The organism is Occallatibacter gabretensis, from assembly GCF_001449115.1.
GTDB lineage: Bacteria > Acidobacteriota > Terriglobia > Terriglobales > Acidobacteriaceae > Telmatobacter > Telmatobacter gabretensis.
Genome location: NZ_LAIJ01000012.1, coordinates 338,979 through 360,527, shown reverse-complemented (window position 1 = coordinate 360,527; position 21,549 = coordinate 338,979). Strand labels below are relative to the sequence as shown.

Annotated in this window: 23 protein-coding genes; 12 read left to right on the top strand and 11 right to left on the bottom strand. The window is 56.5% G+C overall.

The window, feature by feature from the left end; translation table 11 throughout:
* Positions 1–40 precede the first annotated feature (40 nt).
* Entirely contained in the window at positions 41–310 is a 270-nt protein-coding gene (locus VO84_RS22950) for a hypothetical protein (RefSeq protein ID WP_058189679.1), read from the bottom strand.
* Here VO84_RS22950 and VO84_RS20725 point away from each other — a divergent pair.
* Complete coding sequence (locus tag VO84_RS20725) at positions 309–1,226, top strand: IS1595 family transposase (RefSeq protein WP_058189678.1); 918 nt, start codon at positions 309–311, stop codon at positions 1,224–1,226. The genes VO84_RS22950 and VO84_RS20725 overlap by 2 nt on opposite strands.
* 43 nt (positions 1,227–1,269) lie before the next feature.
* On the opposite strand, the gene VO84_RS20720 is transcribed toward VO84_RS20725, so the two are convergent.
* From VO84_RS20720 to VO84_RS20705, 3 genes are all read right to left on the bottom strand, one after another.
* Positions 1,270–1,491 (bottom strand): helix-turn-helix domain-containing protein, encoded by a 222-nt coding sequence (locus tag VO84_RS20720; RefSeq protein ID WP_058189677.1) that lies wholly within the window; start codon positions 1,489–1,491, stop codon positions 1,270–1,272.
* An 839-nt stretch (positions 1,492–2,330) separates the two neighbouring features.
* Positions 2,331–2,816, bottom strand: a complete 486-nt coding sequence (locus VO84_RS20710) for a hypothetical protein (protein WP_058189675.1) — start codon at positions 2,814–2,816, stop codon at positions 2,331–2,333.
* Positions 2,817–3,314: 498 nt separating this feature from the next.
* Positions 3,315–3,572: a glutaredoxin family protein gene (locus VO84_RS20705; RefSeq protein ID WP_058189674.1), complete on the bottom strand. Its 258-nt coding sequence runs from the start codon at positions 3,570–3,572 to the stop codon at positions 3,315–3,317.
* 77 nt (positions 3,573–3,649) lie between these two features.
* Between VO84_RS20705 and VO84_RS20700 the strand changes: the two genes are divergently transcribed.
* Positions 3,650–4,135, top strand: a complete 486-nt coding sequence (locus VO84_RS20700; protein ID WP_231738123.1) for a cupin domain-containing protein — start codon at positions 3,650–3,652, stop codon at positions 4,133–4,135.
* An 84-nt stretch (positions 4,136–4,219) separates the two neighbouring features.
* Positions 4,220–5,017, top strand: a complete 798-nt coding sequence (locus tag VO84_RS20695; RefSeq protein WP_058189672.1) for a hypothetical protein — start codon at positions 4,220–4,222, stop codon at positions 5,015–5,017.
* Between the two features lie 6 nt (positions 5,018–5,023).
* On the opposite strand, the gene tadA is transcribed toward VO84_RS20695, so the two are convergent.
* The 3 genes from tadA to VO84_RS20680 are packed head-to-tail and all read right to left on the bottom strand — an operon-like array spanning position 5,024 to position 7,532.
* Positions 5,024–5,476, bottom strand: a complete 453-nt coding sequence (tadA, locus tag VO84_RS20690; RefSeq protein ID WP_058189671.1) for a tRNA adenosine(34) deaminase TadA — start codon at positions 5,474–5,476, stop codon at positions 5,024–5,026.
* A 2-nt stretch (positions 5,477–5,478) separates the two neighbouring features.
* Positions 5,479–6,588 (bottom strand): agmatine deiminase family protein, encoded by a 1,110-nt coding sequence (locus tag VO84_RS20685; RefSeq protein ID WP_058189670.1) that lies wholly within the window; start codon positions 6,586–6,588, stop codon positions 5,479–5,481.
* Between the two features lie 2 nt (positions 6,589–6,590).
* Positions 6,591–7,532 (bottom strand): carbon-nitrogen hydrolase, encoded by a 942-nt coding sequence (locus VO84_RS20680; protein ID WP_058189669.1) that lies wholly within the window; start codon positions 7,530–7,532, stop codon positions 6,591–6,593.
* 281 nt (positions 7,533–7,813) lie between these two features.
* Between VO84_RS20680 and VO84_RS20675 the strand changes: the two genes are divergently transcribed.
* Entirely contained in the window at positions 7,814–8,437 is a 624-nt protein-coding gene (locus tag VO84_RS20675; protein ID WP_197414143.1) for a hypothetical protein, read from the top strand.
* A gap of 6 nt (positions 8,438–8,443) precedes the next feature.
* Here the strand turns inward: VO84_RS20675 and VO84_RS20670 are convergent, their stop codons facing one another.
* Together VO84_RS20670 and VO84_RS20665 are read right to left on the bottom strand one after the other, a co-directional pair.
* Positions 8,444–8,878 (bottom strand): type II toxin-antitoxin system VapC family toxin, encoded by a 435-nt coding sequence (locus VO84_RS20670; RefSeq protein ID WP_058189667.1) that lies wholly within the window; start codon positions 8,876–8,878, stop codon positions 8,444–8,446.
* The gene (locus VO84_RS20665; RefSeq protein ID WP_058189666.1) at positions 8,875–9,120 is read right to left on the bottom strand and encodes a hypothetical protein; all 246 of its coding nucleotides are present in this window, start codon (positions 9,118–9,120) and stop codon (positions 8,875–8,877) included. The genes VO84_RS20670 and VO84_RS20665 overlap by 4 nt, the downstream gene beginning before the upstream one ends.
* A 241-nt stretch (positions 9,121–9,361) precedes the next feature.
* Between VO84_RS20665 and VO84_RS20660 the strand changes: the two genes are divergently transcribed.
* The 4 genes from VO84_RS20660 to VO84_RS20645 all read left to right on the top strand — a co-directional run bounded on the left by VO84_RS20660 (position 9,362) and on the right by VO84_RS20645 (position 13,402).
* Positions 9,362–10,762 (top strand): NADP-dependent isocitrate dehydrogenase, encoded by a 1,401-nt coding sequence (locus VO84_RS20660; RefSeq protein WP_058189665.1) that lies wholly within the window; start codon positions 9,362–9,364, stop codon positions 10,760–10,762.
* Between the two features lie 134 nt (positions 10,763–10,896).
* On the top strand, positions 10,897–11,823 hold the full coding sequence (mdh, locus tag VO84_RS20655; protein WP_058189664.1) for a malate dehydrogenase: 927 nt from the start codon (positions 10,897–10,899) through the stop codon (positions 11,821–11,823).
* 137 nt (positions 11,824–11,960) lie between these two features.
* Complete coding sequence (locus tag VO84_RS20650; RefSeq protein WP_058189663.1) at positions 11,961–12,404, top strand: DUF3617 domain-containing protein; 444 nt, start codon at positions 11,961–11,963, stop codon at positions 12,402–12,404.
* A gap of 143 nt (positions 12,405–12,547) precedes the next feature.
* Complete coding sequence (locus VO84_RS20645) at positions 12,548–13,402, top strand: transporter family protein (RefSeq protein ID WP_058189662.1); 855 nt, start codon at positions 12,548–12,550, stop codon at positions 13,400–13,402.
* 48 nt (positions 13,403–13,450) lie between these two features.
* Here the strand turns inward: VO84_RS20645 and VO84_RS20640 are convergent, their stop codons facing one another.
* A complete protein-coding gene (locus VO84_RS20640; protein ID WP_058189661.1) occupies positions 13,451–14,371 on the bottom strand; it encodes an alpha/beta fold hydrolase in 921 nt (306 codons plus the stop codon).
* A 2-nt stretch (positions 14,372–14,373) separates the two neighbouring features.
* The gene (locus tag VO84_RS20635; RefSeq protein WP_231738121.1) at positions 14,374–14,808 is read right to left on the bottom strand and encodes an NUDIX hydrolase; all 435 of its coding nucleotides are present in this window, start codon (positions 14,806–14,808) and stop codon (positions 14,374–14,376) included.
* A 113-nt stretch (positions 14,809–14,921) separates the two neighbouring features.
* Between VO84_RS20635 and VO84_RS22315 the strand changes: the two genes are divergently transcribed.
* From VO84_RS22315 to VO84_RS20620, 4 genes are read left to right on the top strand one after another with little or no spacing between them, the layout of a single operon-like run.
* Positions 14,922–15,155, top strand: coding sequence for a heavy-metal-associated domain-containing protein (locus VO84_RS22315; protein ID WP_082662242.1), 234 nt, complete (start codon positions 14,922–14,924; stop codon positions 15,153–15,155).
* Positions 15,156–17,348, top strand: a complete 2,193-nt coding sequence (locus tag VO84_RS20630; protein ID WP_082662241.1) for a heavy metal translocating P-type ATPase — start codon at positions 15,156–15,158, stop codon at positions 17,346–17,348. It abuts the gene before it with no gap.
* A 39-nt stretch (positions 17,349–17,387) separates the two neighbouring features.
* Positions 17,388–19,751: an LPS export ABC transporter permease LptG gene (lptG, locus tag VO84_RS20625; RefSeq protein ID WP_058189659.1), complete on the top strand. Its 2,364-nt coding sequence runs from the start codon at positions 17,388–17,390 to the stop codon at positions 19,749–19,751.
* A 23-nt stretch (positions 19,752–19,774) separates the two neighbouring features.
* Complete coding sequence (locus VO84_RS20620) at positions 19,775–21,544, top strand: ABC transporter ATP-binding protein (protein WP_058189658.1); 1,770 nt, start codon at positions 19,775–19,777, stop codon at positions 21,542–21,544.
* Positions 21,545–21,549: the final 5 nt, after the last annotated feature.

Below are 21,549 nucleotides of genomic sequence, written 5' to 3'. Positions count from 1 at the left end.
TATATTGATTTCGTATTGGGGGATTTAGTTATGCCACAAACTAACGCTCATCCTTGTCCGAAGTGTAAAGCAGAAATGAAACCACTAGCGCCGCATGTATTGCCAGCGGTAAAAGACTCCACATCCTCCGCTCAATCAGGGCCTTATTCGTTACACGATGTGCTGGTTGTTCGGCCTTTGGTTTGTGCAGACTGCGGTTTTGTGGAGCTATATAGTCCGGAGAGCTAGGGTCAATCGTTCGCAGATAGGCCCTTACTTCGGGGTCATCTAGCATTTCAACGGTCATCAAGCCTTGAGGAATATCACCCATGAATCTCTACAATCTAGCCAAGCAATTCCCCAGCGAAGAACATGCTTTAGCTCATTTGATGAAAGTACGCTGGCCCGGCGGAATTACCTGTCTGTATTGCGGCCATGACAAATGCTGGCTCACTGAATCCAAGAACAAATCAGGCAAACCGCGCCGAGTTTTTCAATGCGCCAAATGCAAGATGCAATTCAGCGCGACTACAGGAACTTTGTTTCACGATTCTCACTTGCCTCTGACAAAGTGGTTTGCGGCCATTGCGTTAATGGCTGAAGCAAAGAAAGGCATTTCCGCCGCTCAACTTGGACGGCACATCGGCATGACCTATAAAACCGCTTGGTATGTCTGCCATCGCATCAGGGAAGCAATGCGGGAAATAGATCCCGAACCATTAGGCGGAAAAGGTAAGACCGTAGAAGTTGATGAGTCATTTGTAGGCGGCACAGAATCCGGCAAAGGTAGAGGATGGACTACGCAATCCGCTAAAGTACGGGTTTTAGGCATTGCTGAACGCGGAGGGCGAGTCCATTTGCAATCTGTAAGCAGTTTAAAGAACGAAGAAATCAAACCTATTCTTGACGCAAAAATTGACCCCGAAACCGAGAAAATAGCCACTGATGGAGCTACCCGGTATTTGGCTCTGATTCCGGCAGAAAAGCATGAGCGCGGAAACCATGCCAAGGAAAAGAAAACCGGCAAGCCAATATCGAATCAAACCATAGAGGGTGCGTTTTCCCTATTCAAGCGTGGATTGATAGGCCAGTATCATCAACTTAGTTCATGGCATTTGGATCGTTATTTAGGCGAGTTCTGCTGGCGATTCAATCGGCGCGGTATGCAGCCGTGGATTTTCGGGATGACGCTAAATAACATGGTTTGCCGCAGGCCGTTGCCGTACAAGAAACTAATCGAGTTCTAAAAATCCAGTTAATGGACAAACAGCTAGCAGGAGAACAGTCCGCTTAATCGGACAGGTTTCTGAGCAGTGCACCTGGAGTTGTTTCTAAAGCCTTGGCAATCGCCTCTAGGTTCCGCAGTCCGATCTCTCTTGCTCCGCGCTCCAGTTCGCTAATATGGTTTTTGCCGATATTGGCGTGAGCAGCCAAGTCTATTTGTCTCCAGCCTCGACTCTTTCTCAGCGCCCTGATTCGTTTACCCAACCGGACGCAAATATCGGTTGCCATCCCTCCAGCATCGCGATATGCTCAGTTTGATAATCCACTCATGCAGGGATTTCACTAAAAGAATGGAGAGAAAATGGGACTTCCGCCAACAGACCGGGAGAAATTTGACACGCTAATGTATCAGCGGTTCAAAGAAAACGCGCCCAAGCAGGATAGCGCCGGAAAAACGATATTGCAGTTCCTTGTATTTTTTCTTGTGATGGCGGTTCTGTACTTGATCTTCGGACATTGAGAATATGACGGTGGAGAAAATATGAACCCCGAAAAACCTGACGACAAAACACTAATCCTGCTGATGGCAATTGCGGAGCTAGTGGGAAAGAAAAGTGATGCTCAAGCTATGAGCATTCTGTATGAGCGAATGGCAATAGCGTTACGGGACAAGCCTCCGTACTAAATTTCCATTCCCCATAATCCCTAGAATTAGCAGCAGATTCTGCTCAACGTAAACAGATACGCAGCCAATCTACCCAGTCATACGGGTCTTCTGAATGACTCTGCAAAGTCCGAAATACATCCGTGATTGCAGGAGCTTCGTTTGTCAGAACTAATCTAAGCATTTTTGTCCATTAACCGGATTTTTCAGCCAGCAGTAAGCGGATTGCCCGCAAGCGTTAGAAATCTCAGTGACCTGGATACGCTGTAAATCTACTGGCCGAGCTTTTTAGACTTATATTTCTTAATGTTTTCGCGTAATTTAGCAGTTTCCTCTGGGTTTGCTGCTCGCCTCGCCTTTACGCGTTCGCTAATCACTGCTTTAGATAGCGGTCTGGCCTTCAGCATATTGCTAAGGATTCGGTCGAATTTGTCGGCGTCTACTGTTATGTCTTCTGGTTTGGTCATCCCTTAAAACTCACTAAAGCTGGTTTCAGCATTTCTTCGCTCAATCCTTCGGGGGTCAGTGCATCACCGTTTCTTACAAGCGAAACAACGCCGGAAGTCGAATTGAGATTGAAAGAAATATCTCCGTAATGAGACTGATATATTTTGCCGTCTACGATGTTTGGGGTTTCAACAAGATACCTAATCAGCGGTGGTCCGTCGAGTAACTCAACCGATAGCCGAAACGACGGGGAATAGGCTCTGCGAATCTCAAATTTCTTCGCTCCAATGTCAACTAGATCGTTCAACTTCTCGTTATAAGCCGGGAAATGCTTATTGAATCGCTCAACGTCTGTCTTAACAGCATCCTTGACGGCTGCAAAGAGAGTAGGAACCTGCTCCCCGATGAGTTGACGCTTGAGATTCAGATCAGCTAATCGCTTCTCTTCGCGCTCTCTAGCCTCTTTGTCCTCTTGTTTGGCTTTCTCAATCCAATCTTGCATTTTCCCCCCTCTATCTGATGGGGAAGTATACGCCGAACGGCCAAAACCAAAAGACAGCAGAAAGCGGAAATAGGACATTAATCCTTAGGTCAGCTTTTGAATTAGCACAGTACTTCAGTCCATCTCACTCAACATGTGTAAAGGATATGGTTATTCCACTTAAATAACGGAAGCGGTTACCGAAATAAATAAAAAAAATTGCACATCTGGCTGCAAATGATTGATTCAGCATCTGGTTACCGCGGAATTTAGGTGTGCCCCGGTGTGTTCGCCTTCACTTCGCCCCGTTGCAGTGAAATCAATGAGTTACATAGATCTGAATTTGAAGCGCTCTCCGGGATTCTGTGCGCTGGTCATTCTACGAATAAAAAGCGAATGGCCCGACTCCTGTGGGAGTCGGGCCATTTCTCAACTTAATAAAGAGATTATGCCATAGAGAGGCATAATTCTACGCAAAGTATTTGGAGGGCTTATCGAAAAAATGTGCTCTGGAGTGTTTCAGCCGCGAGGGATGCCGAGGCGGGTGTACATCTCGTCATATAGAAGACCGCGGCCCGGCGCGTAAGGCTGCCACCATTCGCCGTTAATGACCATTTGCGGGATAGCGCGTTTGCCCACGTTGCGAAAAACGTCGTCGAAGGCGGTGGGATCGAGCTCCACGTCAACTTCGGTATAAGTGACGCCATGCGTCTCAAGAAATTGCTTGGCTGCGCGGCAGTCCCGGCACCATTCGGCTGAGTAAACTACAACTCTCATACATACGATTGTAATCTGAGAGGAGTGCCAGGAGTGGATCACGCGTGACGCCTGATGAGATCAAAATCATTTTGAAATTGGCACCGCATCCGGTGGAGGGCGGGTTTTTCCGGCGGACGTATACTTCAGCGCTGACGGTTGAGACGGAGCGAGGGGCGCGAGCGGCGGGAACGGCCATCTATTACCTGCTGGAGCCGGGGACATTCTCCGAGATGCACAGGCTTGCCTCAGACGAGATCTTTCACTTTTACCTGGGCGACCCGGTGGAGATGCTGCAACTCCATCCCGACGGCAGCTCCGCTGTTTTTACTCTTGGACAAGGTTTATCGGAAGGTCAGCAGGTACAGCTTACGGTGCCGGCGGGCGTGTGGCAGGGTACGCGGCTGTTGGCTGGCGGAAAGGTGGCGCTGCTGGGGTGCACGGTGACGCCGGGATTTGAATTTGCCGATTATTTGAGTGGAAGCTATGAGGACCTGGCGGCAAGGTGGCCTGCCGAGGCTGAGCGTATCAGATCACTAACCCGGGGGTCACTAACCCGGGGGTCATTAACCCATGGGCGCTGACACATAATTTAAGCAATTTATGAGCGATTTGCTGTAAGCTGTCTGCGCTGTGGAATTCCGCAATACCAAGAGGAGCTGACAGACATGGACCGTAATCGCAGATTGATTTCACTCACTGTGCTGGCACTGGCGGCAACGCTCGCGCTCAACGGCTGCAAGAAGAGCGAAGCTCCACAGGCAAATAACCCGCAGCAGCCAGCGGCAACTCCGGCGCCTGGCAGTCCTGATCAGTCCGCGGCCAGCCAACCAGGTGCCCCTGCCTCGCCGAGCGGACAACCGGCTCCTGCAGCCGTTCCCGCGCCCACACCCGGTGCAGCGGGTCAGGCTGCGGCTCCAGTTCCGCCGCCACCTCCTCCGCAGCCGACGGTCGTTGTTCTTCCGACGGGGACAAAGATTTCAGTACGCCTTGACCAAGACCTGGGTTCAAAGATCAGCCAGCCTGGGCAAAGCTTTGCGGCCACGGTTTCAAAGGCCGTTATTGTTGACGGCCAGACCATTATCCCTGTGGGCGCGCGAGCGGCAGGCACGGTTACCGATGCCAAGGCGCTTGGCAAGATCAAAGGCGAGGCGCGCCTGTCTGTCAGGCTGGACAAGGTTCGTACGAAGTGGGGCAGCTATCCGGTTGCCACAGGCTCGATTGACCAGGTGGAGAAGGGCAAAGGCAAGCGCACGGCTGTGATGGGCGGCGGCGGCGCGGGCGTTGGCGCAATTATTGGCGGCATTGCCGGCGGCGGCAAAGGCGCGCTGATTGGCGGCCTTGTGGGCGGCGGTGCGGGCACTGCTACCGGCGCGTTTACGGGGAACAAGCAGATTGTGCTGCCTGCCGAGACTGTGCTGGTTTTCAAGCTGGAGCATTCGGTCAAGGTGGTTCAGGAGCCTTAGGCGCGATCAGCGTTCACGGCGTTCGCGGAAGAAGCTGCGAAGAAGTTCGGCAGCTTCTTCTGCGCCGATTCCCTGCTCTACCTGCATTTGATGGTTCAGCTTTGGATGGTTGAGCACTTCAAGGACTGAGCCTGCGGCTCCGGCCTTTGGGTCCGGTGCGGCGTAGACCAGGCGGTCCAGACGCGCGTGAATCATGGCTCCGGCGCACATGGCGCATGGCTCTAAAGTTGCGTAGAGCGTGCAGCCGAGCAGGCGGTAGTTGCTGAGCGCGAGGGCGGCGGCGCGCATGGCTACGATTTCGGCGTGGGCTGTTGGATCGTTATCGCGCAGAACGCGGTTCTGGCCGGCGGCGATGATGGTTCCATTGTGCACGATGACCGCGCCGATGGGGACTTCGCCTGCTTCATCGGCGAGGCGAGCCTGAGCAAGGGCGGCGTGGATGGCTTCGTGGTCGGTCATGATTACGACGACGTGGCTGACTGCGATGGTACAGCGGCTGGCTGCTGCTGGGTCATGCAGTGCAGGGTGCCGAGGCCCCAGACTAAGTCGACGGCGTGAATGCCGATGACTTCGCGGTCTGGGAAGAGTTCCGACAGAATGTTGAGGGCGATGCGGTCGTTGCGGTCGTGGAAGGTGGGCATCAGCACTGTGCCGTTGGCGATGTAGAAATTGGCGTAGCTTGCCGGGAGGCGCTGGCCGCGGAAGACGACTGGGCGTGGCAGCGGGAGTTCTACGATTGTGTACTGCTTGCCCTGCGGCGTGCGCGCGGACTTGAGGCGCTGGAGGTTTTCTGCGAGCGGCTCGTGGTTGTAGTCGGTTGTGTCGGGTTCAACGGCGGTGACGATTGTGTCCGGCGCGACGAAGCGCGTGATGTCGTCGACGTGGCCGTGGGTGTCGTCGCCGGCAATGCCGCGGTCGAGCCAGAGGACTTGATCGATGCCGAGGTAATCGTGGAATGCGCGCTCAAGCTGCTCGCGGCTTATGCCGGGATTGCGCTGTTGGACTTCGCTTAATAGACATTCTTCGGTGGTGAGGAGAGTTCCCTGCCCGTTTGGATCGATGGAGCCGCCTTCAAGGACGAGGCGGTGGGTTCCGACTTTCGGCTCCCATATGGGAAGGTCGAGGAGTTGTGCGGCGCGGGCGGGGAGCTTGTCGTCCAGTTGCCAATCGTCATATTTGGCCCAGGCGTTGAAGTGCCAGTTGGTGATGGCGAGGCTTCCCTTTGCGTTGCGGACCCCATCTTTTCGGACAAAAATTGGACCTGAATCGCGCGTCCAGACGCGGTTTGTGGGCCAGCGATGGAAATCTACCTGATCGAGGTTTGCGCCGGCGCGGTCGAGGATGCTTTTCACTCGCGACTCCGCTGTGGCGTCCTGCACCAGAAGATGGACGCGCTCATTACGGGCCAGGATACGGACGATCTCCGCATAGAGCCATGGAATGGACTGGAATTTCCCGGGCCAGTCTTCCGGATTGTGCGGCCAGGCAAGCCACGTGGCATCGTGGCGATCCCACTCGGCGGGCATGCGGTAGCCTGACGCGCTTGGCTTCTTGCTGGGCTCGATGGACATTGTTACTTGGGGTCTCCGTCGGGCGCCCAGGCGCGCACGGGGTCAAGGAAGCGCTTGGTAATCGGCGAGTAGGCATCGATGCGGCGATCGCGCAGGAATGGCCAGTTACGGCGGGTTTCTTCCATGAGATTTGGATTGATCTCTGCGACGAGGATTTCCTCTTCTGTGTGCGAGGCCTTGGCGATGATACGGCCGAAGGGATCCGCAAGGAAGCTGCCGCCCCAGAACTCGAGACCTGCGCCTTCGAGGCGGTTGCCGAGAACGTCGCCATTTTCATGTCCTACGCGGTTGACTCCCGCCACATAAACGCCGTTGGCGATGGCATGCGACCGCTGAATCGTCTGCCAGGCGTCATACTGCGCTTCGCCGAACTCTTCCTTCTCTGAAGGATGCCAGCCGATCGCGGTGGGATAGAACAGCACCTCAGCTCCCTGCAGAGCTGTGAGGCGCGCGCCCTCCGGATACCACTGATCCCAGCAGACAAGCGTGCCTACGCGACCTACGTGCGTGTCTACGGCCTGAAAACCCAGATCGCCGGGGGTGAAGTAGTACTTCTCGTAATAGAGCGGGTCATCCGGAATGTGCATCTTGCGATAGACGCTGATGATCTCGCCTGCGGGATTCAGAGTGACGGCGGTGTTGTGATACAGGCCCGGCGCGCGGCGCTCAAAAAGCGAAGCGATGATGGTAACGCGAAGCTCCGCAGCGAGCTTGCCGAGGCGCTGCGTTGCAGGACCGGGGATGGATTCGGCAAGGTCAAAAAGGCGAAGATCTTCACGCTGGCAGAAGTATTGCGCCTGAAAGAGCTCCGGCAAGCAGATAATCTGCGCTCCCCGGCCTGCAGCCGTGCGGATGCGATCTTCTGCGGCGGTAAGATTTATTGCCGGATCCGGCCCCATGCTCATCTGCACAAGACCGACTTTGTATTTACGTGCGTTGCTCATTGATTTCGTTCCTATTAGCAGCAGTATTGGATGCGACAAGCCAATCCCGCGATGCGGAATTAGAGCGGCTCCAGAAGCAAAAGAAGGCGCCTTACGCAAAACGTTCCCGGATGAGCTTATCTCATTCCAAAGGCCAAAAACGTGTGCGCGCGAATTTTATCCAGTGTTCACACACATGGCGGAGTATGCTCATCTTCGTGCTTAGTTTGGGCGCTGTCGAGATCTCCGGAAAATTGCCCCGTTCGTGCGCAACTTTTCCGCGGCTTTTGTGTCTTTTCAGCATGAATCAAAGTGCGAGGATCGGTCTGCTTGCCTGCTGCGTAGTAATGGCCACCGCAAGCACGTTTGGCCAGCAGCAGCAGCCGGCACCACCGCCCGTGCAGCCCGCGCCGCCGGCCGCTGTGGCGGATAGCAATCCTGTGCCGCTTGAATGGACGCCTCCGGCGCTGACTACCTTGATGGCACAGGCTGTGGTGAAAAACAGCTTTACGCTGGACCGCAATCTGATTCATGCAGCTGCCCAAATGTATACGGATTCCGATGCCGGCGTAAACCAGGCCATTAACAAGGTGGATGGCGTGAGCGTTCACACACTACGCTTTGGGCCGAATGGCGTACCGGATGAGGCAGCCGTCAGTGCGATCCGTGATGCGTATCACCTACGCGGCTGGAAGCATGTGATTACGACGACCAGCGCAGGCGGGCCGGTGCATAACGACCACACCGATGTCTGGATGGTGTTGGATGGCATGAATGTTCGCGGGGCGGTGATCCTGGCGGAAACGCCGCGCAGCGTGACCCTGGTCACTGTGGCGGGCAATCTCAGTCCGGTAGATATTCTTCATCTGCGCGGGCATTTTGGAATCCCGAAGTTTGATGATGGCGGCTTGCAGGTACAGAAGTAGCTTTGATCAGCTGGCCGCGAGCGGGTTGACCCAGCGCAGTCCGGGGAAACGGGCGAAGTCACGATCATTGGTATGCAAGACGCCACCGTATTCCATCGTCAACGCGGCGAGTGCCGCGTCAGAGGTAAGTTTGCCTCGCACGCCGCCGCTTTCAAGCACATCGCGAAGAATCGCCCAATGCCTATCCCCAGGATTCAACAGGCGCACATTCGGCATCTCCAACCACTGCTGAACGATCTCAACCGCAGTCTGCATGTTGAGACGCTCACCCGCCTGACCGGGATAAGTGAGAACTCGCAGGAAAGCCCATACGGCGAGCCAGGGTAAACCAATGAGATCACTGCCCGAAAGCACGTCTTCCAGCCACATGCGAGCTTTTGCATGTTCAGGTGTCGCACTGTCGTAAGCGTAAATAAGAAGATTTACGTCAATGACAATCATCGATACAGCGGACCTTCCATCGCCTCAATCAGGTCTGCCACCTTGTCATAGCGTGTTCCCAAACCAGTATTTAATGGAAGCGGTTTCACCACAAATCTCTTCTTCCGCTGAGGCTTGCGACGGTCAAGCAACCCTCTCCGCAGCACATCGTTCACCGTTCCCTTGAACGTGTCTCCCGAGCGCGTGGCTTCCTCTTGCAGAAGCTTCGCCACATCGTCATCAATAGTCAGAGTCGTTCGCACATCATGATGTTCGCATGAAAGGCATCATGATGTCTAATGATTTAGCCCGGCGCCGGTTGTGAACTCTGCGACTGCCGTTTCACCTGGCCGTAAAAAACAGAGGCGAAGCGAACGCGGGCACACCTGCAAGCTGCTTCATAGCATGCGCTCGTTCACGATGTGCGCCCCGTCATTGCCACCTCTAAATTCCAGGTGTTAGCCTTCCTCTTTGACAACCTAACACTGAGGAACCGACACATCCATGCAAACCACCTATAACGGTCTTTCCCTGCCCGCCGATGGGCAGCCTATTGAGTACAGCAACGGACAGTTCAGCGTTCCCGATCATCCCATCATTCCTTTTATTGAAGGCGACGGCACAGGCCGCGACATCTGGAAGGCTTCGCAGCGGGTTTTTGACGCGGCTGTCGAAAAAGCCTACGGTGGCAAGCGCTCCATCAAGTGGTTCGAGATTTTTGCCGGAGAAAAAGCGTACAAGCAGTTCAACAACTGGCTTCCTGACGACTCTGTGAACGCGGCTCGCGATCTGCGCATCTCAATCAAGGGACCGCTCACAACTCCTGTGGGCGGCGGCATTCGCTCGCTTAACGTGGCGCTGCGACAGATTCTCGATCTCTACTCCTGCGTGCGGCCGGTGAAGTACTACCAGGGCGTTCCCAGCCCGGTGAAGCACCCGGAGAAGCTGGATATTGTTCTCTTCCGCGAGAACACTGAGGACGTTTATTCGGGCGTTGAGTTCAAGCAGGGGTCGGAAGATGCTGCGAGGCTTATTGCGTTCCTCAACGACGATCTTCTGTCGAAGACCAAGAAGAAAGTCCGCACGGATTCCGGCGTCGGCATCAAGCCTATTTCAATCTTCGGCACCAAGCGCCTTGTTCGCTATGCCATCAAACAAGCCATTGCGTTAGGCCGCAAAACCGTCACGCTGGTGCACAAAGGCAACATTCAGAAGTTCACGGAAGGCGCGTTCCGCGAGTGGGGCTATGAAGTAGCTGTCGAGGAGTTTCGCGAGCAGACCGTTACCGAATTTGAAAGCTGGATTCTTGGCAATCTGGAAGCCAATCCCGGCCTTACTGTGGAACAGAATGCCGCGCTGGTTGAGCCGGGTCTCGAGTTTGGTTCGGAAGACTTCCGCAAAGCGCTCTACGCGCAGGTGCAGGGCGTGCTCGACTCGATCGGCACCACGCATGGCAACGGCGCGTGGAAGTCGAAGATTCTGGTCAATGACCGCATTGCTGACTCTATTTTCCAGCAGATCATCATTCGGCCTTCGGATTACAGCATTCTTGCCACATCCAACCTGAACGGTGACTACATCTCTGATGCGGCCGCTGCGCAGGTGGGCGGGCTTGGCATTGCGCCGGGCGCGAATATCGGTGATGGCTACGCGGTCTTTGAGGCTACTCATGGGACTGCGCCGAAGTACGCCGATAAGGATGTCATCAATCCGGGTTCGGTGATTCTTTCGGGCGTGATGCTGCTGGACTTTATCGGCTGGAAGGAAGCTGCGCGGCTGGTTGAAACGTCTCTGGAAAAGACCATTGTGCAGAAGTTTGTCACGTATGACTTTGAGCGGCAGACACAGGGCGCGACGAAGGTGGGAACCAGCGAGTTTGCTACGAGAATTATTCGCAATATGTAAACACCAGTGGTCAGAGATCAGGGGTCAGTTTCGTTCTGGGAGATTCGATCGGTTTCGACAACATTCGCCCCTGTAAACTGAAACAGAAATAACTGATCTCTGATCTCTGACAACTGATCTCTGGAGAATTTGAAATGCGTAAAAAAGTAAGCATTGTGGGCGCCGGTAATGTGGGCGCCACTGCGGCCCACTGGATTGCTTCCAAGGAACTGGCCGATGTTGTGTTGATTGACGTGGTGGAAGGCGTGCCGCAGGGCAAGGCGCTCGACCTGCTCGAGGCCATGCCGATTGAGAAGCGCGACGTGAGCGTCATCGGCGCAAATGACTATGCCGCTACGGCCAACTCAGACATTGTTGTGATTACTGCGGGCATTGCGCGCAAGCCGGGCATGAGCCGCGACGATCTGCTGAACACGAACTTCAAGATCATGTCCGATGTGATTGCGAAGGTTGTGGCGCAGTCACCTGAGTCCATCCTGATCATTGTCTCGAATCCGCTGGATGCGATGGCGCAGGCAGCTTACCGGCAGGCAGGCTTTAATCGTGAGCGCGTGATCGGGATGGCCGGCGTTCTGGACTCTGCGCGCTTCCGCACCTTTATTGCGGAAGAGCTGAACGTGAGCGTGGAGAATGTGACTGCTTTTGTGCTTGGTGGACACGGCGACACGATGGTTCCACTGGCGCGCTACTCCACGGTTGCCGGTATCCCTATTACTGAACTGATCGCTCCTGAACGACTGGAGCAGATTGTGCAGCGCACCCGCGACGGCGGAGCGGAGATTGTGAAGCACCTGAAGACCGGCAGCGCTTATTACGCGCCTTCGGCGGCTGCAACGGAGATGGTGGAAGCGATTCTCAAGGACAAGAAGAAGATCCTTCCCTGCGCGGCGTATCTGGAGGGCGAGTACGGCATCAGCGGCTACTACATCGGCGTGCCGTGCAAGCTGGGCGCGGCGGGGCTTGAGCAGATCATCGAGATCAAGCTCACGCCTGAGGAAGACGCGGCGCTGAAAAAGTCCGCTGAGGCTGTGAAGGAACTCTGCGCCGTGATCGGCGTTTAATTGCCTCTCGCGGCGGAAGAATGCATTATGATTTCTTTCGCCGCGATCCCGTCTGTTGAAGAACGCCGTTGACATTAAGGCCCCGAGACGTCAGGATTAAATCCGCCTGTCAAATCCTGCGTGAATGGCGGTTCCTAATGAATTCTTTTCGGTGGATGATTCTGTGCGCGCTTGTGCTGCCGGCTACGGCGAATTGCATGGCGCAGGAGAAGTTTCCTCTTCGCTCCGGTGAATGGGAAGCCAAAATGTCCGACGACAGTATGCCTAACTCGGCGATGACGATGAAGTATTGTCTGAACGATGAGCTATGGACGAGAGCGCTGACGCGGAATCCTTCCTGCAAGATTGATCAGTTGAGTGTCACGTCCGGCGGCGCGACCTACACCATGGACTGCCCGACGAAATCGTTCCAGATGAAGGGCAAGGTTGAGCTGTCTTTCGACGGCATGGAGCATATGACAGGCAAAGGCCTGATGGATATGACGATCAACGGAAAGACGACCAGTTCTGTCTCTCATGTGGATTACCGCTGGAAGGGTGCAACCTGTAGCCCGGACGACGTTAATCTTCGGCACAGATAGCTCATCTCCCCAGCCATTCGTTCCCGAACAATTCATATTTTCGCGCCTGGAACTGGCCGGATGTCCATCGAAAGGTGGAGGATTCCGTCCCACCCCAGTCGGTTGCCTGTTCCGGCTCTGAGTAGAGATTCTCAGGGGACATTATGAAAATAATTCCCTGTGCCCTGCTTTCCTTGCTTGTTTCTGCCAGTGTGTACGCTCAACAGACCGCCGATCCCGGCAACTTCTATGCGCGCTACTCCGCGCAGACCAACGCAATTCAATCTAAACAGCCAAACTGGCCGCCTCCGCTGGTGACCACTTATACCGGCCTGTTTCAGGTTGTCCGCACGGATTATCTTCGTCAGATTACGCCGACGCGTACGGACACATGGAATATAGACGGTAGTAAGTGTGTGAGCTTCATCCCCTTCAACCGCACCGAGTTTGACATCAATCTTCCGCCTTACATTTTTCACAACACGCCTGCGGCAAAGGATGGCTGGGGAGATATGTCGTTCCTCGGCAAGTTCCGCGTTGCCAGCGGCAATGAACAGCACGGACATTACGTCATCAGTGTCTTTGCGCTGGCTACCGTGCCCACTGGCCAGTACAAGAACGGTTCGACGGACGCGAGCATTGCGCCTAACCTCGCCGTGGGCAAAGGTTTTGGCCCGTTGGCGATACAGACCACTGCGGGTACTACGCTGTATGTGAGCAAGCCTGCGACAACCACTACCGGCAATCCGGTGGCATGGAACCTGGCAACGCAGTATCACCTGCACAAGTATTTCTGGCCGGAGGTTGAGAGCAACGCTACGTGGTACAAAGGCGGCACAAACCATGGCAAGATGCAGGAGTTTGTTACGCCGGGCATTCTTTTTGGCAAGTTGAAGCTGCATCCGGATGACCCGAAATCGCGTCCAGGGCTCACCTTTGGCGCAGGAATGCAGATTGCCACCAGCCAATTTCATAGCTATAACCATGAGCTAGTTATGACGGCGCGCTGGATCTACTAAAACTGCATACCGGACAACAAAGGGCGCGGAAAATATTCCGCGCCTTTCTTATTGCGCTGAGCGTAGAAAATCCTGTACCAGCGGCCCGATGCGATCGGCGCACTGCACATGGGCCAGGTGTCCACAGCCCGGCATGACGTCTAGTTTGGACTGCGGAATGAGCTGATGCATCGTCTGCCCTTGCGAGAGCGGAACGATATGGTCCTGGTCACCCCAGACCAGCAGGACCGGCATCTTCAACTGCGGCAACAGCGCATCCGTTGCGTTCTGGCGCGTCCACATTGTGTTCAGTGCACGCTGAATGACCCACGCATTCTTATTCGAGATGCGAACCATGTCGCGCGCAACAAACTCCGGAACGTGCCGGGAATTTGGCACCAGCAAGCGATAAAGCGCGTCGAGCTGCTGCGGATTCTGTGGCGTAAAGAGGTGCGTATCCCAGTCAGGAAGGACATCCAGGCCCACGGCGTCAAAGAGCATCAGCTTCTGCACACGTTCCGGCTGATGAGCGGCAATTAATTGAGCAATCCAGCCACCCATGGAGACGCCGCCAAGATCCACCTGCTTCAGCCCGAGCGCATCCATAAAGCCGGTAACCACGTTTGCCTCATCGGAGACTGAGTAGGAAAAGTCCGCAGGCTGCTCGCTCTTGCCATAGCCCACGAGGTCCGGCGCGTAGACGCGATACCCGGCGTACTCAAAATATGGCATCAGGTTGTGCCACTCCGCGGCGCTGCCGCCCAGGCCGTGAATGAGCACGAGAGGCTTGCCATTCTCGGGACCGATGGCGTAATAGTGCACCTTGTATCCGGAAACCGTAACCCACCTGCTCTGCGCGCCGGTGGCGCGCATCTGGAAATCAACCTGGGCATTAAAAAAACTTACCGGACGCAGATAAAAAGCCACTCCGGCAGCAGCCAGCAGCAATACAAACACGCCCGGAATCCAGAATCGCTTGCGAATTGCCATCTCTATTTGTCTCCAGCTTCCATCGCTTTTGCCCGCTGCCATCCGGCCTCGATCACGCGTACGGTGATGGGGTCCAGCTTCAGAGCGGAGTGGCTGTTCCACTCTGCTCGCTCCACCCATCGCACCGCTGCTGCATCGGACGCTGCCTGCAACTCGCCGCCTGTGACTCGGCAGAGAAAATCTGCAATCACGTAATGGTAGCGGACGCGCTCGCCCTCGTGATAAATGCGGTCCAGGAGCTCAACCAGCTCCACGGGCTCAACGATCAAGCCCGTTTCTTCCTCTACTTCACGCACGATGGCGCGTTCGAGCGACTCACCCAGCTCTATCAAGCCGCCAGGCAGTGACCATTGGCCGCGCGCCGGCTCTGTTGCTCGCCGTACAAGCAGAATACGGCCCTCATGCGCCACTACCGCGCCCACACCGACTAAAGGCATTTCCGGAAACTCACGCTGCATATATCACTAAAATAAAGCCGTAGCATGTGGGATGCGCAAATGGGCCTGCAACTTCCGGACCGGCGCATCATCTTTATATACAGGGGAAAATCGTGGCTGAGATTACTTTGCGGATTGATGGAATGCATTGCGGAGCCTGCGTGAGGCGCGTCAGCCAGGCGCTGGGCTCTGCGCAGGGGCTTGCTGTAAAAGAGGTGCGCATCGGCGCGGCGCGTATCGAATCCGACCAGCAATCCGCTGCCACTTTGGCTGTCGAGGCGCTGGCCAAGGCGGGATATAAAGCGCATCCGGAAGCAGATCTGGAAGAAGTACACGCGAACAACTGAGTGAATGAAGCTACCACAGAATCGATTACGCTGCCCGTTGTGGGGATGAGCTGTGCTGCCTGCCAGCATCATGTGGAGGAGGCGCTGCGCTCAACTGCGGGCGTGGACACGGCTCGCGTGGACCTGATGGCGCATCGTGCGCATGTGGTTTTCAATCCGGCGCTTGTGCAGCCGGATTCCTTTATTGCTGCCATCCGGAACGCCGGTTATGATGCTGTGCTGCCGCGCTCCGGGACGAACGGACCAGAGCAGCCTGTGCCTCAATCTGGGTCTACGCTCAAAGCATCTGTTGCCATCGGCTCCGGAATTATCGCCATGTTGCTTGGCATGAGGATGGATGCGGCACAAGAACCTGTTGTGCGCTGGTTCCTGCTTGGGCTCACTGCAATCGTGGGTGCGTGGGCGGGGCGAGGAATTTATCTCAGTGCATGGCGCGGCCTGCGCCACGGCTCGACGAATATGAACACCCTCGTCGCGCTCGGGACAAGCGTGGCGTTTCTCTACTCGGCCTTTGTTACTATCACGCCGGGCAGCGTTTCAACGCCGATGGTTTATTTCGACGCGGTTCTGCTGATCCTTGGCTTTCTGCTGCTTGGCAAGGCCCTTGAAGAGCGCGCCAAACATCGTGCCCTTGCCGCACTGGATGCGCTAAGCCGCATGAAGCCTGTTACGGCACGACGCGTCGTTGACGGCATAGAAACCATTGTTCCTCTTGCAGAGATTGGTCCCGGCGACCGCGTGCTGGTGCTACCCGGCGAGCGCTTCCCGGTGGATGCGGTCATTGCCAGCGGCCGCACTACTGTTGATGAATCCATGTTGACCGGCGAGTCAACGCCGCTTGATCGCTCCGTCGGCGAGCGCGTTCTGACCGGTTCCCTCAACTACGATGGCGCGGTTGAGTGCGTCGCTGAGTCGCTCGGCGAAGAAACAGTCCTGGCGCGCATCACGCGCATGGTGGAACAGGCACAGAGCTCGCGTGCTCCCATGGAGCGCCTTGCTGACCGCGTCTCAGCTATCTTTGTTCCCATCGTTCTTGTGCTCGCTGTTCTCACCTTTGCTGTGTGGATCATCGCAACGCACTCTTTGGCGCAATCGCTATCGAGTACAGTTGCCGTGCTTGTCATCGCATGTCCCTGTGCGATGGGTCTTGCCGTTCCTGCAGCGCTCACCGTGGCTGTGGGCCGTGGCGCGCAGCTAGGCGTGCTCTTCAAAGGGGGCGAAGCGCTGGAGCGCCTGGCAAACGTCGATGTCATCGCTCTCGATAAGACGGGGACGCTCACGGTGGGCCGTCCTGTGCTTGAAACTATTCAGCCGTTCGGACAATTCGACGAGCGCACGCTGCTCCGCGTTGCGGCAGCAGCGGAAGAGCGTTCCAATCATCCGCTTGCCCACGCCATTGTGGACCGCGCTCACGCGCTCGATCTTTCATGGCAGGCGGCCGAAGATGTGCAGATTATTCCCGGCCGCGGTTTGACCGCACGCGTTGAAGGGCACGACTGCATCCTGGGTAATGCCGCGCTCTTTGCGGAGATGGCTCTTGCGCTTCCCGCCGGAGTTTCCGCTCCGGAAGCGGGGGTTACGCGCCTCTGGATGGCGCTGGATGGTGTTCCGGTCGCGTATTTCGATGCGCGAGATGCGCTTCGACCTTCGGCTTCTGCGGCCGTCGCGCAACTAAAGCAGGCTGGCCTCCGCGTGCTCATGCTTACCGGCGACTCTGAATCCGCCGCACAGCCCATTGCGGAGCAGGCCGGCATTGCGGAAGTTGAACCGGGGCTCGACCCTGCTGGCAAGCTTGCCCGCATCCGCGCGCTGCAGCAGGAGGGTTTTCGCGTGGCCATGGCGGGCGACGGCATCAATGATGCAGGCGCGCTGGCCGCGGCTGATGCCGGACTCGCCATAGGCTCTGGCGCGGACCTTGCGCAGGAGGCTGGCGACGTTCTGCTTCTCCGCTCCGATCCTGCGGTCATCGCTGCGGCTATCGGCCTGGCGCGCCAGACGCTCCGCACTATGCGCCAGAACCTTGTGTGGGCCGCCGGCTACAACCTCATCGGAATCCCCATTGCCGCCGGTGCGCTTTATCCGGCATTTCATATTTTGCTCAGCCCGTGGGCAGCAGCCGCGGCCATGGCCTTCAGCTCCGTGAGCGTGCTGGCTAACAGCCTTCGGCTGCGCGGCTGGCGTCCTTCTGCCTAACTTAATCTGACACGATAGACTGACAGCAGAGTCTCTTACGTGCGCATCCTCACTCGCTACATTCTCGGCGAAATTCTCTCTCACGCGCTCATTGGATGCGCGCTCTTCACCTTCATTCTCTTTATGCCGCACCTGCCGCAGATTCTGGAAACTGTGGTGCGGAACAGTTCCACGTTGAGCAATGTGGCGCAGATATTTCTCTTTACGCTGCCGTATCTCCTGAACGTCACCATTCCCATGTCCGTGCTGGTGGGAGTTTTGCTAGGCTTGAGCCGGCTGGCAGCGGACAGCGAGATCATTGCCATGCGCGCCGGCGGACTCGGGATTGGCTACTTTGTCCGCGTCGCTTCCATCGTCGCCATTGGCGGCTGCATCCTCGGCCTCGTCAACTCGCTCTACGTCTCGCCCAAGGCCAACCAGGCCATTCTCGACATGGAGCAGGAGCTTGCCGCTTCGCAAGCCTCGTATCAGATTCAACCCCGTGTCTTTATCGAAGACTTCAAGGATTTCGTCCTGTATGTGCAGGATGTGCGTAGCGGAACGGGCGCGGCCAACTGGCGCCAGGTTTTCATGGCCGATGTCTCCGACCCTTCTTCTCCGAGCATCACCACAGCCGCCTCTGCCACCGTGGCCAACGACTCTCCACAGGAGCTGCTGATGCGCCTGCGGAACGGCGCCAAGCATGAGAATCTGCCGGACCAGCCATACAGCATTTCAAAATTTGCAACTACCGATCTTCCGCTAAGCCTGAATCCGCAGAGCAGCGTCCACCTGGGCCGCCTGGATACGGTCATCTACGCGATCCCCACGAAAGAGCTGATTCAGCTTATTCAGAAGGCGGACAAAAAAGGGCCTGATCATAAACGCTTTCTCATCGAGCTGAACAATCGGTTCTCGTATCCCGCCGCATGCCTTGTGCTCATGCTGGTTGGTGTGCCGCTTGGCGTCGTCTCGCGCCGCGGAGGCAAGAGCTCCGGCTTTGTTTTCACACTGCTGCTGGTCATCCTCTACTACATCCTCTCTTACACCGGAGTGGCCATGGCGAGGCAGGACAAGCTGCCTGTTTTTGTCGCCGTCTGGATGGCAAACATTCTTTTCGCGGTGACAGGCACGTTCCTGCTCTGGCAAATCGCCACCGGAGGCCGCGTGCTCTCCGCGCTTTTGTCGCTGACTGCGCGCGCTCCCAGAGTGAATGCCGCCGCTGCAATTCAGGAGAGCGGGGCCCAGATCGGCAACAGGATCGGCAGTTGGTTCGAACGCTTGCAGCCGCGCGCTTCCCGGCGGTCCCGCGGCGTCTTTCCGCGCATCCTGGACGAATACGTCATCCGCCAGTTTCTGAACACGTTCTTCCTGGTCCTCTGCGGCTTTGTGATGCTCATGCTGGTCTTCACCTTCTTTGAGCTGGTGGGCGACATCATCCGAAACCGCATCTCGCTTACCGTTGTCGGCGACTACCTAGTGAACCTGACGCCGAGCATGATCTATACCATTGCTCCGCTTGCCGTGCTCATTGCTGTGCTGGTCACCTTTGGCGTGCTCAATCGAAACAGCGAAATCATCGCCATGAAGGCTACGGGCATCAGTCTTTACCGGCTGGTGATTCCGATTGTGTCCATCGCAGCTCTCCTCGCTATCTGCCTTTTTGCCTTCGACGAACTCTACCTGCCGCAGGCGAATCGCAAGCAGGAGGCGCTGCGCAGCACCATCAAAGGCCGCCCGCCGCAGACCTTTCTCAATCCCGAGCGGCAGTGGATCTTTGGGCAGCCCCATCCCGGCGAACCGGACCGCATCTTCTATTACCAGTTCTTTGATCGCGATCGCGAAGAGTTCGCCAACATGTCCATCTTTGAGCTGGACCCATCCACCTTCGCCGTCTCCCGCCGCATCTTTGCCGCTCGTGTCGCCTGGGACGAGGATGCGGGGGCGTGGCGGTTCCAGAACGGCTGGGAGCGCGACTTCGACGGAGCAAATCAGAAAAACTTCCGCGAGTTCATCAACACTAGTTTTGGTGAAATTCACGAGGAGCCGAGCTACTTTTCCAAGGAAATTGTGCCGTCGCAGGAGATGAATTTCGGACAACTCGACCGCTATATCCGTGATCTGCGTCAGAGCGGCTTTGACACCATGCGGCTGCGCGTCGCGCTGTGGCACAAGCTCGCTTATCCGCTTATCGCCGTCGTCATGGCCATGCTGGCCATTCCCTTTGCGCTCTCCATGGGCCGCCGCGGCTCGCTCGCCGGGATTGCCGTCGCCATTGGCGTAGCCATTGCCTACTGGGTTGTCAACGGACTATTCGAGTCCATGGGCAACGTCAACTACCTTCCTGCGCCGCTGGCGGCGTGGTCATCCGATATTCTTTTTGGTCTGGCGGGTGGGTATTTGTTGCTGCGTACGCCGACGTAAGAGCCAGAAGCTAAAATAGAACTATGCTTCGCGACCTGCGCCCGCTCTTTTCCTATATGCGCCGCTACCGCTGGGGATACGTTTGGGGCAGCCTCTCTGTGGTAGCCACCAACGCGATCTCTGTCCAGTTTCCGCGCGTGGTGGGCAAGGCAGTCGACTCCTTCCGTGATCCCTCAACAACGCGTAGCACGATTTTGATTCTGGCCGGTTTGCTGGTCGTCATCGGTATCACCAAGGGCGTCTTTCTCTACGCGCAGCGCTGGATTCTTATCGGCATCTCGCGTGAGATCGAATTCGATCTCCGCAATGACCTCTTCCGCCATCTCGAAAGCCAGGACTCGGGCTTCTATCGCCGCTATCACACCGGCGACATCATGGCGCGCATGACCAACGATCTGAATGCGGTTCGCATGCTGCTTGGTCCCGCCATCATGTATAGCGCCAACACGCTGATGTTCACAGTCTGCGCGCTCTTTTATCTGCTCCGCGTCAGCCCGTACCTTACACTCATCGCTCTGGCCCCTGCGCCGCTCGCTTCCCTGCTTGTGCAATATCTCGGACGCAAGATCCACGAACGCTTTGAGCGCATTCAGGCTGGCTTTTCAGAGATATCTTCGCAGGCGCAGGAGAACTTCTCTGCCAATCGCCTGGTCCGCGCCTTTGCGCAGGAAGAAGCTCAGATCGCGCTCTTCGAGAAACTCAACCGCAGCTACATTGCCCGTTCACTGCGGCTGGTGCAGCTCATGGGGATGCTCTGGCCAACGCTGGAGTTCATTCTCGGCGGCTCCATGGTTCTCACGCTTCTGGTTGGCGGCCATCAGGTTATCGAGCATAAGATCAGCGTGGGCCAGTTCGTCGAGTTCAATACCTACATGCTTCTGCTCATCTTCCCGGTCATCGCACTCGGCTGGGTCGTCAACATCTTCCAGCGCGGCACTGCCTCTGTAGCGCGCATTGATGAGATGATGCGCGAGAAGCCCGCCATCGACGACAGCCAGGCCGATACGTCGATTCCCGCAGATACGATCCTCAGCGGCGAAATCGAGTTTCGCAATCTCAGCTTCCGCTACGATGAAGGCGCCCAGGATAGCCTCGCCGTGCTGCGCGACATTTCGCTCCGCATCCCGGCCGGCTCGAGCCTGGCCATCGTTGGTCCTACCGGCTCTGGTAAAACCACCCTCGTCAACACCCTCTCGCGCCTGCTGGAAGCTCCTGATGGCAGTCTTCTCATTGATGGTAGGCCCGTTCGCCAGTACCCTCTCGCCGTGCTGCGCCATAATATCGGCATGGTGCCGCAGGAGACCTTTCTCTTTAGTGAAACCCTGCGTGAAAATCTTGGCTTCGGCGCACCGGGAGCCGCTGCGCAGGAGCTTCTGGATGCCGCCGAAGCCGCGCATATCCGCAAGGAGTTCGAAGAGTTTCCTCAAGGGTTTGAGACCATGGTCGGCGAACGTGGAGTCACGCTCTCCGGAGGACAAAAACAGCGCACTGCGATTGCGCGTGCGCTGCTGCGCCGGCCCGCGATTCTCATCCTTGATGACGCGCTGGCCTCCGTGGATACCTACACTGAGGAGCGCATTCTGGGCGGATTACGCAATTACACTGCCGGCGCGACCACAATTCTGATTTCGCATCGCGTCTCTACTGTGCGCAATGCGGACCAGATCGCAGTACTGGATAAAGGCCGTATCGTCGAGCTCGGCACACATGATGACTTGCTCGCCCTCGATGGTTATTACGCCGGACTCTATCAGAAACAGCAGCTGGAAGAAGAGCTCGCTGTCGCGAGTTGATTCCT